At 72.6% G+C, this 13,827-nt stretch carries 9 protein-coding genes; 3 read left to right on the top strand and 6 right to left on the bottom strand.

Annotation, left to right across the window (positions count from 1 at the left end; all coding sequences use genetic code 11):
- Positions 1-180: 180 nt before the first annotated feature.
- Complete coding sequence (locus QOM21_RS27545) at positions 181-1,956, top strand: FAD-dependent monooxygenase (protein WP_407553694.1); 1,776 nt, start codon at positions 181-183, stop codon at positions 1,954-1,956.
- A gap of 205 nt (positions 1,957-2,161) precedes the next feature.
- On the opposite strand, the gene QOM21_RS27540 is transcribed toward QOM21_RS27545, so the two are convergent.
- Genes QOM21_RS27540 through QOM21_RS27530 form a run of 3 tightly spaced genes read right to left on the bottom strand, consistent with a single transcriptional unit; the run spans position 2,162 to position 8,720 of the window.
- Positions 2,162-4,111, bottom strand: coding sequence for a helicase-associated domain-containing protein (locus QOM21_RS27540; RefSeq protein ID WP_407553693.1), 1,950 nt, complete (start codon positions 4,109-4,111; stop codon positions 2,162-2,164).
- Positions 4,108-5,697, bottom strand: a complete 1,590-nt coding sequence (locus QOM21_RS27535; RefSeq protein ID WP_407553692.1) for an SWIM zinc finger family protein — start codon at positions 5,695-5,697, stop codon at positions 4,108-4,110. Before QOM21_RS27535 ends, QOM21_RS27540 begins: the two co-directional genes overlap by 4 nt.
- Complete coding sequence (locus QOM21_RS27530) at positions 5,694-8,720, bottom strand: DEAD/DEAH box helicase (protein ID WP_407553691.1); 3,027 nt, start codon at positions 8,718-8,720, stop codon at positions 5,694-5,696. Before QOM21_RS27530 ends, QOM21_RS27535 begins: the two co-directional genes overlap by 4 nt.
- Before the next feature lie 705 nt (positions 8,721-9,425).
- Between QOM21_RS27530 and QOM21_RS27525 the strand changes: the two genes are divergently transcribed.
- A complete protein-coding gene (locus QOM21_RS27525; RefSeq protein ID WP_407553690.1) occupies positions 9,426-11,054 on the top strand; it encodes a UvrD-helicase domain-containing protein in 1,629 nt (542 codons plus the stop codon).
- 79 nt (positions 11,055-11,133) lie between these two features.
- Positions 11,134-11,448 carry a DUF6343 family protein gene (locus tag QOM21_RS27520; protein WP_407553689.1) on the top strand — a complete coding sequence of 105 codons (315 nt, stop codon included), beginning with the start codon at positions 11,134-11,136 and terminating at the stop codon, positions 11,446-11,448.
- A gap of 371 nt (positions 11,449-11,819) precedes the next feature.
- On the opposite strand, the gene QOM21_RS27515 is transcribed toward QOM21_RS27520, so the two are convergent.
- The 3 genes from QOM21_RS27515 to coaE all read right to left on the bottom strand — a co-directional run bounded on the left by QOM21_RS27515 (position 11,820) and on the right by coaE (position 13,667).
- On the bottom strand, positions 11,820-12,281 hold the full coding sequence (locus QOM21_RS27515; RefSeq protein ID WP_407553688.1) for a tetratricopeptide repeat protein: 462 nt from the start codon (positions 12,279-12,281) through the stop codon (positions 11,820-11,822).
- A 286-nt stretch (positions 12,282-12,567) separates the two neighbouring features.
- Positions 12,568-12,897 (bottom strand): cupin domain-containing protein, encoded by a 330-nt coding sequence (locus tag QOM21_RS27510; protein ID WP_407555857.1) that lies wholly within the window; start codon positions 12,895-12,897, stop codon positions 12,568-12,570.
- A 179-nt stretch (positions 12,898-13,076) separates the two neighbouring features.
- A complete protein-coding gene (gene coaE, locus QOM21_RS27505) occupies positions 13,077-13,667 on the bottom strand; it encodes a dephospho-CoA kinase (protein ID WP_407553687.1) in 591 nt (196 codons plus the stop codon).
- Positions 13,668-13,827: the final 160 nt, after the last annotated feature.

Below are 13,827 nucleotides of genomic sequence, written 5' to 3'. Positions count from 1 at the left end.
GCGCCGTCTGCGAGCCGCGACCGCGGCACTGCCCGCGATGGTCACCACTTCGCTCACGGCAGCCACCGACGCCGTCGCCGCCGCGCGCCGAAAGGTCCGCAGGAACACGGCACCGCCGTATCTGGACGTAGCCCGTGCCCGACCGGGAACCGCTCGTCCTCGCAGAGAAAGGCACTGCCCATGAACGCGTCGAGCAGCACGAGCAGCACCGGGCTCCAGTTCACGCACCCGCACCTCGCGGTGGTGCTCGGCGGCGGCTTCACGGGCATGCTCGCCGCGGCGGCGCTGTCCGACCACGCCGATGTCATCGTCGTCGAGCGCGAGCGGCTGCCGCGTACTCCCGCTCTCCCGACGGACCTTCCGCAGGCCAGGCCCGCCCATCTGCTGACGACGGAGGGCGCCCGGGCCGTCGAGTCGCTGCTGCCCGGCGCGGCCGGGCAATGGCTCGCCCAGGGAGCCCGCCGCCTCCCGATGCCGTCCGGGCTCGCCGGGCAGCCGTCGCCGGGCTGGTTACGTCTCCGGCCGCAGCCGCAGCAGCTGATCGCCTGCTCGCGCGACCTGCTCGACCGGGCGGCACGCCAACAAGTGATGGCTCTCCCGGGGGTGATGGTCCTCGACGGAACCGAGGCCGAAGATCTCACGGGCACCTCGGAGCATGTCACCGGGGTGCGCGTGCGGAACACTCTCACCGGCGAGATGTTCCGTCTGGACGCCGACCTCGTGATCGACGCCACCGGACGGAGTTCCACGACCCCGGACCGCCTCACCGCGCTGGGGCTGCCCCCGGTGGCCGAGGAGGTCGTGGAGTCCGGGGTGCGCTCGGCCACCCGTCTCTTCCGCGCACCGGTCGGCGCTGAGAACTGCCCGCCGACCAGCGCACGTTCACTGAGCACACGGCCGCTCCCGGGGAACCCTTCCTCGGGGCGCCGGATACCCTCCCGGACCGCGACGCTCGTGCCCATCGAGGAGGGGCGCTGGCTGGTGACGCTCACGGGCTCCGGGGAGGAGCAGCCGTCCGGACACGCCGACCGCTTCGTGCCGTTCGCCCGCCGCATCCCGCACTCCGTCATCGGTGACCTCATCGCCGACGCCGAGCCGCTGAGCGAGGTACGGCTCTCGCGTGACACCACCCACCGCCGGCGTCGCTTCGACCAACTCGCCTCCTGGCCCTCGGGGTTCATCGCCGTCGGCAGCGCAGTGGCGTCCTTCCACCCCGACTGTGGGCAGAACCTGTCCCTGGCCGCGCATGGGGCCGCAGCCCTGCGCACGGCTCTGCGCCGACAAGGCATGGACGATCCGGCGCTCGCCCGCCATGTGCAGCAGGGGGTGGGCCGCCTCGTCGAGGCACCGTGGGCTGCGGCCACCGGCCGGGAGCCCCGGTCTTCCTACAGCCCGGTCCCGCACGGTGCCGCGGCCGCCCGGTTCGTTCGCGGTGCCGTGGACGGCGTCCTGGGCACCGCCACCGGCAACTCCCCCGTCTGCCGCGGCTATGTCGATGTATTGACTCCTGTCGCGCCCGCTCCCGTGCCGCGCGCGGCTCCGGCACTCGGTCTGCTCAGGAGTACGAGGCGCCCGCGCCCTGCTTCGAGTAGCGCGGCGTCGGGACCGGCGACGCGAACGCCCCTCGGATCAGCCTTGACGTCCTCACCTACGGCTCCCCCGTCGAGGCCCTCCTCGGCTCCGGGGCAACCGGCCTCGGCTTCGACCGATGCCAGGGCGGTCGCCGGACAGCCGAGCGAGGCGCCCGGTGCCGCTCCTGCGGTCTCGTCCCTGCCCGCGGCCTCAGCCGGCGTCGCACGCACCCCCGCGTCGACCGCCCAGCGGCCACCCGCCGGCCCCTCCCGCCGCGACGCCGCACAGGCACTGTGGCGCTTTCCCCGACGTCCCCTCGGCCCAGGGCCGACCTCGCTTCGGCGCACCGGGGGGACCGGCAGACGGAGACCGTCCGACGACTGACGCCGGCGGAACTCGTCCCGGGCCGAGCCCGGTCGGCGGTCCCCGCCCCACAAGTTCGGTGCACCTGCCGGCGACCAACACCCGGCAGGTCACTCCTCAAGACCGCGAGCCCCCTTACGGGGGTAGGGGGCTCGCGACAGCTCGTTCCCCTCGCCCCGGCGTCCGGGGCGAGGGGGTTCCGTCGCGCAGCTGATTCGGCAAGCGATCAGTGCCCATTGGGTGACGCGGTCTCCCGGAGTTCCGGTGAACGCCCCAGGAGACGATGGGCAAGGGCAAGTGGGGCGCCCGGGTCGGGCGCGGAAGTTGTCGCCGTGGCGCGGTGCTCGGGGAGTCGCTCGACGGCGGTGATGCCCGTGTCGGATTCCAGGGTGGGCGCGTAACCCGCCTCGCGGAGCGCCTCCAGCGTGGTGGCCGGCGGACGGCCACTGACCAGGACGGTCGGTGCTACGGCCCGGAGCCCCAGGCCCTGTAGGGCACGGTGGGCGGCGAGTTCACGCACCAGCGCTTCGTCGTCGGAGCGGATGCAGCAGGCAGCGGGCAGGACCCGCATCCGGCCGTGGGCGCGAGCGGTGTCCTGGATGAGGTAGCTGAGCGGCTGCGGCAGGGCGCCGGTCGCCGACGCGGCCGTCAGGTCGTCGAGCAGCGCGGCGGCGGTGCGGCCGGTGTCCAACGCGCCGCGTACCGAGGCGGGTGTGAAGCGCCAAGTCACGGCGTGGCCCTCGGACTCGCGGTCGGCCGAGGAGGCGAGCAGCGCGGCGAGACCGGCGGCGGGGCGGCCGGGGACGACGGCGGTCAGGTCGGCCTGAAAGTGCGCCCGGTCGAGCAGCGGCGGAAGCAGGTCGCGGAGCGGCTCGTCCAAAGCCCGTGGGTCGGCCAGAAGCGCCCGGCCCAAGGGTGTGAGGGTGCCGTGCGCGGCCAGTCCCAGGAAGGCCGCTTCGTCCAGTGTGTGGGCGGCGCGGTCCTCGGCCATCGGCTGATCGATGAGCGCCAGGGGCCGGTGCCATGACGCCACGCGCAGGAGGGCACTCAACTGGCCTCGCCCTTCCCCGTCGTGCTGTTCGCGTTCCACGGGCGTAGGGGGCGGCGCTCCGGCCCCTGGGGGAACCTCGGCCAGCGCGGCCAGCAGGGCGTGCCGCAGAGCGGGGGCGTATCGGTCCTGTCCGCGTACGAGTGCGGTCGGGGTCTCGCCGAAGGGAGTGTGGGTGGGAACGGCCCACAAGGCGGCCCAGGCGGCCAGGACAGGGGCCAGGCGCTCCCCCGGCGGTCGGGTGAGCCAGTCGTCGTAGGCGCTGGTGGGGAGCGCGGTGATGCCTGCGGGGGTGCGAGTCAGGGCGATCAGGTCGGCGGCGAGGACGAGATCGAGGAGGAGCCGGGTGTGAGGTTCGCCAGCGCCGGCGGCCTTTGCCAGGCGCTTGATCTCCCGGATGGCCAGGCCCCCGGACTTCCGCAGCGCGGCGGGCTGCGTCGCCAGCGAGGCGAGGAGACGCTCGACGGTGGCGGCGAGCGTCGCGGCGGCGGACCGGGATTCGTCCTCCAGCGCGGTGGCGGTGACAGCCACGCTCCCACGGTGGGCGGTGGCCTCGTCGAGGTGTACGAGGGCGGGCTGCGGTGCCTGCGCGGCAAAAGAACCGAGGTCGTGGGCGGCGAGCAGCTGGGGGGTCCGAGGCGGGACGACGACGGCGCCGTCCTCGGTGGCGGCGGCCAGTCCGTCGTCGTACATCGCCCGCAGCGCGGTCTCGGCGGCGGTGCGCACAGGGCCGGGCGCGGTTGCGCCGAGCGCGGCGTAGACCTCCTCGGGCGTTACGGGCGCGGTGGCCAGTTGAGGGAAGGAAAGCCGGTGGGCCATCAAGGACTGGTAGTCGGCACCCGGGGCGGGCGCGGCGGGAGCGGGAGCATCGCGCCCGGCGCGTTCCTGGCTGAGGCGCGCCGTGGTGGCGAGCACCTGGAGGCGCGGGTGGTCGAGGTGGAGGACGAGGTGGTGGAGGGTTTCGTACGACCACAACGCGGCTGCCAGACCACGGAGTTCGGTGGGGGCGGGCCGGCGGGCGAGCGGCTCGGCGTGGCGGCCGAGGAGCGCGGCCAGCTGCTCCGGGGTGCGCTGGGCGAGGGACCGGGTGAGTGTGTCGAGACCTTCCACGGCCCTGAGGTTAGTCATCGCGCGAGCAGGGCGCTGAGGGCGCCCACGGGGTCGGGGTCCGCCGGCCCCGTGGGCCACCAGTCCTCGGTACCGGGCTCGGATTCGTACGGATACCAGCGGTTGTCGTGGCCGAACCGGAGCTGGATGCCGCGGTCGGGGTCGGTGAGGTGGTTGTGGCGCGGCCGCAGCGAGGGCAGGTCCGCGGCCAGGAGAGCGCTGCGGGCCCGGTCGAAGTCGCCTGCGGGCGGCTCCCAGGGGGCTTCGAGGAGGGCGAGTCCTTCGGGTCCGCCCTGCCGCCATGCCGCGACGGCACGGGCCACGTCCGAGGCGCTCCGGCCGGTCGCCGACGCCAGGTCGCGGTAGAGCGCCCGGGTCGCGGAGGTCAGGCCGGCGGTGGGATGAGCGGTGGCCGCCAGTCGAATGGCGTCCTCCCAGGCGGGCAGCACCGAATAGGGGGTGCACGGGGAGGGCGGCGCTCCCGGGGCGGTAGGCGCGCCGGCGGCGACGACGCAGGCGTGAGCACGGGCCGCGGCGTCGGCGGCCAGGAATTCGATCGCGGCGGGGTCGAAGGGCAGTCCGTCGCCATCCGGGAGGGCGAGCGGTTGTCCCGGCCGCGGCGGCGCGGGCATGGGCGGTGGGAGCTTTGGTCGCGGACGGCCGGCCAGGGCCTCCCGCGCGAGGACACCGCCGGTCGTGCCCGCCGGCGTGGGCCCGTCCCCGGTGGGGCCCCCGGCGTTTTCGCCCGGACCGACAACGGCGTCGGGACCGGCAACAGCGACGGGCCCGGCAGCGGATCCTTCCGGGGCCGCTCCCATACCTCGCCGATCACTCGCGGGCGGCGTTGTGCGCGCGAGGGTGTGTGCACGGGTCTCGCGGGCGGTGTGGGTGGCGTTGCGGCGGGAGAGTTCGTCGAGGAGTTCACGCTCGCCACGGCCCCGCATCAGCAGGAGGACGAACGGATCCGCATCCAGCAGGCGGGCCACCTGGAAGCAGAGTGCGGCAGCGTGTTTGCAGGGGCGCCCGTTGTCGGGACACGTGCAGCGGGGAACGAGATCGCCCGGCCCCGGGAGGAGCCGCACCTCCCCCTGGGCCAGCTCACTGGGCAGTTTCTTGGCCAGCAGGGCGGTGAGCTGAGCGGGTTCCGCGACGACGGCGTCGAGAAGGACGTCCCACTCCTCGTCGGAGAGCGTCCGGAGGCGGATGTCGGCGCTGTAGGGGCGCGGTCTGCTGCCGCGTACCGTGGCGACGATGCGGCCGGGCGTGACGTTGATGGTGTCGACATGGCCGTCCCGGGCGTACGTCCGGCCCCGCGCGAGCCGGGCGCTGTCGAGCGCGGTCGTCTCCAGCGCGTCCAACCAGGCGCTCCCCCACCAGGATTCGGCGAACAGCCCGCGGGCGCCCGTGCGGTCGGGCAGCGGCGGGAACGTACGCGAGCGGTCCGCGCGCGCCAGCCGGTCCGCCGCGGCCGCGCGGCCCGAGGTGGCGGGCCGCCCGCGAAGTCCGGGGCCCGCCGCGGCGTCAGACGCGCCGGGACGGCCTTCGGGCACGCCACGCGGGCGATCGCCGTAGGGCCGGTGGCCGCCGGAGGCGGAGCGGGGGCTCATGCGGTCCTCCTCAGGGAGACGAGGTCGGCCAGCTCGGCATCGGACAGTTCGGTGAGCGCGGTCTCACCGCCGGAGAGCACCGCGTCGGCAAGTGCCCTCTTGGCGGTCAGGAGCTGGGCGATGTTGTCCTCGACCGTGCCCTCGGCGATCAGCCGGTGCACCTGGACGGGCTGGGTCTGGCCGATGCGGTAGGCGCGGTCGGTGGCTTGCTCCTCCACGGCCGGATTCCACCAGCGGTCGTAGTGGATCACGTGTCCTGCGCGGGTGAGATTGAGGCCCGTCCCTGCCGCCTTGAGCGACAACAGGAAGACCGGGGCCTCTCCCGACTGGAACCGGTCGACCATCCTCTCCCGCTCGGCGACGGGAGTGCCGCCGTGCAGGAGTTGATGTGCGACGCCTCGGGCGGTGAGGTGTCGTTCGAGGAGCCGTGCCATCCCGACGTACTGGGTGAAGATCAAGGTGGCGCCGCCCTCGGCGAGGATGGTGTCGAGCAGCTCGTCGAGGAGTTCCAGCTTCCCGGAGCGGGCGGCCAGGCCCGGGGCGGCCTCCTTGAGGTACTGCGCGGGGTGGTTGCAGATCTGCTTGAGGGCGGTGAGCAGCTTCATCACCAGGCCGCGGCGTGCGATGCCCTGGGCGGCCTCGATCCTGGCGAGGGTCTCGCGGACCACCGCTTGATACAGCGCGGCCTGCTCCCGACCGAGGGCCACCGGGTGGTCCGTCTCGGTCTTCGGCGGGAGTTCCGGCGCGATCCCGGGGTCGGACTTCTTGCGGCGCAGGATGAACGGGCGTACCAGCTTGGCCAGTCGTTCGGTCGCCTCCGGGTCACCACCGCCCTCGACCTCCCGCGCATGCAGCGCGCGGAAGGTCTTGAGGGATCCGAGGAGCCCCGGGGTCGTCCAGTCGAGCAGTGCCCACAGCTCGGAGAGGTTGTTCTCCACGGGGGTCCCGGTCAGGGCGATCCGGGCCGGCGCCTTGATGTCGCGCAGCGCCCGGGCAGTGGACGAGCGCGGGTTCTTCACGTGCTGCGCCTCGTCGGCGACGACCCACGCCCAGGTATGGGCCGCGAGTTGGGGCGCGCTGCTGCGCATGGTTCCGTATGTCGTCAGCACGAAGCCGCCCCGGACGTCGTCGAGGCTGCGGCCTGCGCCGTGGAAGCGGTGTACGGGGGTGCCGGGGGCGAAGCGTTCGATCTCGCGCTGCCAATTGCCCAGGAGGGACGCGGGACAGACGACGAGGACGGGCGCGGCGGGCCGCCGGTGGCGGTGCAGCGCGATGACGGTGATGGTCTTGCCGAGGCCCATGTCGTCGGCGAGGCAGCCCCCCAGGCCGATCGAGATCATCGTGTCGAGCCAGGCCATACCGCGCAGTTGGTAGTCGCGGAGGGTCGCCCGGAGCCCGGCCGGCTGGGGCAGGGGGCGCGCTTCGGTGGTGAGTCGGGAGCGCAGCGCGGCGAGGGCTCCCAGCGGCACCACTTCGACCTCTTCGCCGTCGACGTCCGTGGTGCCGTTGAGGGTCGCCGCGAGGGCGTCGACGGGGTCGAGATAGCCCAGTTCCCGCTTGCGGGCTTTGCGTACCAGCGCCGGGTCGACCAGGACCCACTGGTCGCGCAGCCGTACGACGGGGCGGTGCGCTTCGGCCAGGGCGTCCATTTCCGCCTCGGTCAGCGGCGCGCCGTCCATCGCCACCTGCCAGCGGAATTGCAGCAGTTCGTTGGTGTCGAAGAACCCGAAGCCGTCGGCGGCGGAACCGGGCGCCGGGCGCAGCACGGCCGCGGCGGTGAGCCCGCGGGCCAGCTCCTTGGGCCAGTGGACGGCCACTCCGGCGGCGGCGAGCCGTGGTGCGGCCTCCCCCAGCAGCTCGTACAACTCGTTCTCGCTGAGGGGCAGTACGTCGGGGATCGGCCGCTCCAGGAGGCGACCGAGCGGGGACCAGACCCTGACCGCGCGGCGCAGCGCGAGAAGCGTGTCGACGCGGGAGCGCGGGCCGAAGTGGTCGGGGCCCTCGCCCTCCCACAGACTGCGGGCATCGGCCACCAGGGTCGGGTCGGTAAGGCTGTGCACCTGAAGAACGGCGGCTGCCGCGCCCCGCGCTTCGACCGAGCCGCGGTCGGGCCCTTGGTGCGCAGCGCTGTCCGCATCACCCGGATCGGCGGCTCCTTCGCCACCGTTCCGGCCGTCGCCGTCCGCGTCATGCTCGGTGTCGAAGAGCTTGTGCGGTGCCAGATCCAGTCGCAGGGAGAGCCGCACCCCGGCATCGACGCCGGCCGCCACCTCCGCGGCCCACTCACGGGCAGCGGGCAGGCGCTGCGGAGCGTTCACCGCGTACGGGGCACCGGCCACGAAGCCGGCGGCAGGGGTACGCGGCAGGGTGTCGACCACCGCGTCCACGAAGAGCCGCACCAGCCCTACCGGGTCCGGCAACTGCAGCGGACGGCTGCCGGGGAGCGGAACGGCATGGGCCTCGGCAGGCATGGCGGCAGCAATGGTCCGGAGGTGCGCTATGTCGTCGGGGTCCAACGGCCCGGCCCGCCACGCATCGCCGTCCTCGATGGTCAGCCCCGGAAGCAGTCTGCCCCGGCCCGCCAGGTGCAGGGCGTGCAGTGCGGCCGCGCCCCAGCAGGCGGCGGCCGGATGAGCGGCCGGGTCGCGCCGGGCGCGGATTAGCAGCGGGACGGCCTCGGCCACCGGGAGGAGCACGGCGGGGACGGTGCGGGCGCGGGCGCCGTTTCCATGACGCCGGGCGACGGTCAGCCGCGCCGGTTCAGCGGCCGGCTCCGGCGCTGTATCCGCGGCCTGTGCCGGGCCGTGTTCTCGGCCCGTCCCACCCGTCGGAAGCGGGCCGCCGTCCGGCTGCCAGAACGCGACCTGCCCGGCCCGCGGTGATGCGGCGGGCAGGAAGACCGCGGCGCATCCGACCAGAGCTTCGCCTGCTCCGGCACGGGCGGCTGGGGCTGCGTGCGCGGCCGTCAGCGAGGCACCCGCCGACCGGGACGCTTCCGCTGCCGCCTCCCACTGCCTTGCCATACCGCCCTCTCGTGCTTGATCTTCGGGGTCCCGGGTCCGTCGCACCGCTAGCGGCACCTGCCGGGCTCGTCGCGACTGGCCCACGTCTTGGCCCACGTCTACTGCCCCAACCTGCGAGTCTACGGTCGTGCGCACTGCCCCTCCCGCGTCGCGCCCTCCTGCAGCACGCCGGACGATCGTGCCCGCCCAGACAGCACGGCCCGACGGCGAACCGTCGACCAGCGCATCGATCCGTTGCCGCGCCGACCTCCCTCTCCTGCCGCCGCGGCGGCACCGGTCCGCCGGCCCATCGTCGTGACAAGCGTGTGGGTCGCGAGTGGATAAGTGACCAGTGGACGAGTGACGAGTGGGCGAGTGCAGGAATGCGGCGCGTTGTTAAGGCCGCCGTCGCCGTCGTGCCGGCAGATGCCCCCTGCCGAAGCGAAACCCATACGATCCACTCCCCCTGTCAGGTCTTCGACCGGTTACGGTCCGTCGCCGCATCGTGCGTTGAGACCGATGGAATCAGACAGCACTGACAACGCCACCTGCCGACGCGTCGAGCCTCCTCGCCACAATGCCTCTGACCTGCACCAAAAGCGTTCCCCGGAGCCGCTGCGGACGAGTTGTCCACAGCCCGCAAAACGCACTTCACCCCCATCACGGAAACGGCTACAGTGAGTGACGAAGCGACTCTCAGTAACCGTTTCACCGTGAGGAGTCACCATGCGTATGCCGACCCAGGAACAGGCCGCCGCCACCGACGCCTTCGATGCCGGCTCGCACCTCGTCATTCAGGCGGGCGCCGGCACGGGCAAGACAACGACCCTCGCGATGCTCGCTCACGCGGCGCGGCGCCGAGGCCGGACCGGTCGCTACATCGCCTTCAACCGAGCCATCGCGCGCCATGCCGGCCGTACGTTTCCCGCCGGGGTGTCCTGCGGAACGGCCCATGCCCTCGCCTACACCGCCGTCGGGAGGCGATATCGGGGCCGAATGAACTCCCCACGGCTTGCGGGGTGGCGGACAGGCGCGGCTCTGGGCATCGACGACGGCCTGTCCGTCCGCCTCGGGGCGCGGAGGGTCACCAACAAGGCGCTCTCCTACAGCGCCCTGCGCACGGTCACCCGGTTCTGCCAGTCGGCGGACAAGGAAATCGCTCCCCACCACGTGCCGCCTCTCCGGGGAGCCGAACAGAAGCCCTTGCACGACCAACTCGCCGACCTCGTCCTGCCCTTCGCCCGCAGGGCTTGGGCCGATCTCCAGCATCCTGAGCACGGCGTCGTCCGCTTCGAGCACGATCACTACCTCAAGATGTGGGCCCTGCAAGAGCCCGTGATTCCCGGGGACTTCCTCCTCCTGGACGAAGCGCAGGACACCAACCCCGTCGTCGATCAGGTCTTCACCGCCCAGCGGGCCCACGCGCAGCTGGTACTGGTAGGAGACTCCGCGCAAGCGATCTACGGCTGGCGTGGAGCGCGGGATGTCATGACGGGATTCGACGGCACCCGGCTCGCCCTCTCCCGCTCCTTCCGCTTCGGCCCGGCGTTGGCGGAGGAGGCTAACCGCTGGCTCGCCATCGTCGACGCACCGATCCGGCTCACGGGCTCCCCCTGGCTCAAGACCGAGGTGAGCCGGCTCCGCGATCCGGCAGCGATCCTTTGCCGCTCCAATGTCGGGGCGATGGCGGAGGTGATACGGCAGCTGGCGGCGGGCCGCCGGGTTGCGCTGGCGGGTGGCGGCGAGGCGCTGGGAGCACTGGCCGGTGCCGCTCACGACCTCGAAGCGGGACGACGTACGGCGCACCCGGAGCTGATGCTCTTCGAGTCCTGGGGAGAGTTACGGGAGTACGCGGAGTTCGACCCCGCCGGGCGGGATCTGCTGCCACTGGTGGAACTCGTCGACGAGCACGGCACACAGGCCGTGCTGCACGCGCTGGACCGCCTCACACCCGAGGCATCAGCCGAGGTCACCGTATCCACAGCTCATCGCGCGAAGGGCCGGGAGTGGTCGACCGTGCGTATCGCGGATGACTTCACCGCCCCTGACGATCTGGCCGAGACCGACGAAGACGGCGCCCCGGTACCGGGGCCCATCGACGCCGACGAGGCGCGCCTGGCGTACGTCGCGGTGACACGGGCCCGCGCACGGCTCGACCTCGGCGGCGTCTCATGGATCCACTCGCACCCCGCGGGTGACCCACGCCCCACAAGCCAGAGCCCGCCAGGGCTGAGCAGTGGCCGAGAGCCGAGAGACAGCAGCTCAGAGGCCCACCACCAAGCCTCCACGGTGTCCACACCGGCGCATCCGCACCCCGCCCGGACAGCAGCGGGAGCGCGGGAAGGGGCCGCATGAACGGCTACCGAAATTCGTCACGGGGAGTGGTGACGGAGCCGTCGATGTGCAGGATCCTGGAATAGGGAGATGGGTGCCGATGCGTACAGGAAATGAGCCGGTACAGGCACGCAGCCCGCTGAGAATACGCTGCGGACTGGCGTTGTGGGGCCTGCTGTGGGCCCTCGCGGGGGCAGTGGCATTCGCCGCGGCCGAGCGGCCGGAATGGGCAGCGGCGTGTGCCGCACTGGCGGCGGTGGCCGCGACGGATCTGGTCATGGTGATACGGCACATCCGCCAGGGCCCGCACTTCCAGCCGGGCCGGGAGATACCCCCCTACGAGGCGGACCGAGGCACGAACGGCGTCTTCGGCAGACGGAACACCCGCGGCAGGGGAGGGAACCGCAGGCCGTAAGGATCGAGGCGGCAGGCAGCAGGCCCTCGTACTCGCCTGGCGTGGCAACGGCGTGGACCGGAGGACCGGCCCCGGGGCCCCGAGGCCCCGGGCTCAGGGAAGCCCCCGTCGCTCGCGCGCCACTGCCGGAGGTTGCCTTCGGGAGGCGCCGCACACCAGCCCAACATTCGGCACTGGTACGGGCACCTAGCGCCTGCCCCTTGAGTCGTTCCCCGACCGACTCAACAAATGGGCCTACCGACCCAGATCACAGCCCAGACCGAAGGAGCCCCTCAATGCCGCGCACTGGCCGCGTGGCCGCCTGGCCGCCTGAGCGAACAGCCGCGCCTCTACCCAAGTAGGCCGCGCGCAACGGCCTGTTGCCCCTGGCCCTACCTGGGGCCTTGGCCCGGTCCGTTGTGACCGTTGTCGTCGCGGGCTTGCCCGTCGTCGCCGCCATGCCCGTTGTCGTCGCCATAGCCGTTGGCGCCGTCGTGGGCGAAGCGGGCCGCTTCGATGAACTCGGGGCGCGGTTCCAGGGCCGCTGCCAGGCGGAAGTGCCGCAACGACTCCTCCGACCTGTTGGCACGCTCCAAGGTCCGGCCCAACGCGAAGTGCGCGAACGCGTTGTCCGGCTCGCGCTCCAGCACGATCTGGAATTCGAGCTCTGCGGGCCGCAGTTGTGCGGCGAGAAAGAAGGCACGTGCACGCAGCAGGCGAGCGGCGGTGTTCTCGGGGTGTGCGGCAATGACCGAATCCAGCAGCCGAATCGCTCCGCGAGGGTCGCGGGCCGCCAACAGCTGCTCCGCGGCGCGGAAGTCGATGACATGGGTCTCAGGGCTGTGCTCGGGCACGGCCGCCTCCTCTCCGATGGCGCTCAGGGCAGGCATGACCTGCCGGCCCCAGAGCTACGTGCGCAAGAACAAGCCCGTCCCCCGCCACATTCCCCGTTCGCCGTCTCCCGCTGCTCTCCCCCCCCGCTCCCCCATTCACCGCGTCCGCGCCGGCTTGACCGTCGTGGGCGCCGACTTCATCGATCGTCGCCGGCGGCCGTCACCAGCGGGCCTCCGCCAGGCCACGCCCCCAGTGCCCCGCCACCCCCGCCTTCCCCTCGCAGACGCACTCGGCATCGGGGCCCGGCTAGAGGCTGATGTGATACGCCTTGCGCAACGTCTCGTGCACGGTCCACTGCGTACGGTCGCCCTCGCGCAGGACGCAGGCGTCACCTGGTCCCACGTTCAGCACAGACCCGCCCTCGACCTCGATGGTGGCGCGTCCGCTGACGACGACGAAGAGCTCGTTGGCCTCCGTGTCCGTCACGACACCCGGCGTTATCTGCCAGATGCCCCGGATCTGACGGCCGTCCGGCGACTCCCACAGCACCTTGCCCGTCACCAGCGGCTCCCCGCGGACGATCTGTTCGGGGTCCAGCGGTTCCGGCTCCAGATCGGCGTCCGCGAAGCCGGGAATGTTGACGACGAACGACGCGGGAGCGGCCTCGGGCGAGACGGAGGAGGCGGCGGTGCCGGCCCCTGCACCGGGGCGGGCTCCGTCGTCCTGGGCGTGGGTGCCAAGATCAGTAGCGGTCTCGGCAGCGGTCGTCTGCGTGGCATCGGAAGCACTCATGGCGGCGAGGCTACAGCCCGGCCTCAAGCGCTCTGCAGGCGCTCCCACACCGCGCGGACCTGCGGCTCCAGGGCTTCCAGGGGTCCATCGTTGTCGATGACATGATCCGCGACGGCCAGTCGCTGCTCGCGGGTCGCCTGAGCCGCCATGCGGGACTTGGCCTCGTCCTCCGACATGCCGCGCAGCCGGACCAGCCGGTCCAGCTGGGTCTCCGGTGCGGCGTCGACCACGACTACCAGGTCGTAGAGCGGCGCCAAGCCGTTCTCCGTCAGCAGCGGAACGTCGTGAACCACCACGGCCTCCGACCCCGCTGCCGCCTCGAGTTCCGCCGACCGGGAGCCCACCAGCGGATGCACGATCGCGTTGAGGGCCTTCAGCTTCTCCGGATCGGCGAAGACGATCCCGCCCAGTTTCGGCCGGTCCAAGGTGCCCTCCGGGGTGAGGACACCGTCGCCGAACTCCTCCGCCACCGCCGCCAGTCCGGGCGTGCCCGGCTCGACGACCTCCCGGGCGATCCTGTCCGCGTCCACGATCACCGCGCCGTACGACGCCAGCAATCGCGAGACCTCGCTCTTTCCCGCGCCGATTCCGCCGGTCAGCCCCACCTTCACCATGGGCCCACGCTATACGCTCCTGGAATCGGCAGCCCGAAGGGACCGCGGTTCCGATACGGCAGTTCAGATACCGCAGTTCAGATACGACGGTTCACACACGGCAGTTCGAGCGACGCCCGGGCGAGGGCGGCCTCCGCCCGCGCCCGCCCTCCGGCACCCG

This window comes from Streptomyces sp. Pv4-95 (assembly GCF_045782725.1).
Lineage (GTDB): Bacteria > Actinomycetota > Actinomycetes > Streptomycetales > Streptomycetaceae > Streptomyces.
This window is presented reverse-complemented; position numbering and strand designations above follow the sequence as displayed.

Coding starts and splice junctions, on each gene's coding strand:
- coaE (WP_407553687.1), bottom strand. CDS start 13,667: ATGGTGAAGGTGGGGCTGACCGGCGGAATCGGCGCGGGAAAGAGCGAG.
- QOM21_RS27520 (WP_407553689.1), top strand. CDS start 11,134: ATGCGTACAGGAAATGAGCCGGTACAGGCACGCAGCCCGCTGAGAATA.
- QOM21_RS27530 (WP_407553691.1), bottom strand. CDS start 8,720: ATGGCAAGGCAGTGGGAGGCGGCAGCGGAAGCGTCCCGGTCGGCGGGT.
- QOM21_RS27545 (WP_407553694.1), top strand. CDS start 181: ATGAACGCGTCGAGCAGCACGAGCAGCACCGGGCTCCAGTTCACGCAC.
- QOM21_RS27535 (WP_407553692.1), bottom strand. CDS start 5,697: ATGAGCCCCCGCTCCGCCTCCGGCGGCCACCGGCCCTACGGCGATCGC.
- QOM21_RS27540 (WP_407553693.1), bottom strand. CDS start 4,111: ATGACTAACCTCAGGGCCGTGGAAGGTCTCGACACACTCACCCGGTCC.
- QOM21_RS27525 (WP_407553690.1), top strand. CDS start 9,426: ATGCGTATGCCGACCCAGGAACAGGCCGCCGCCACCGACGCCTTCGAT.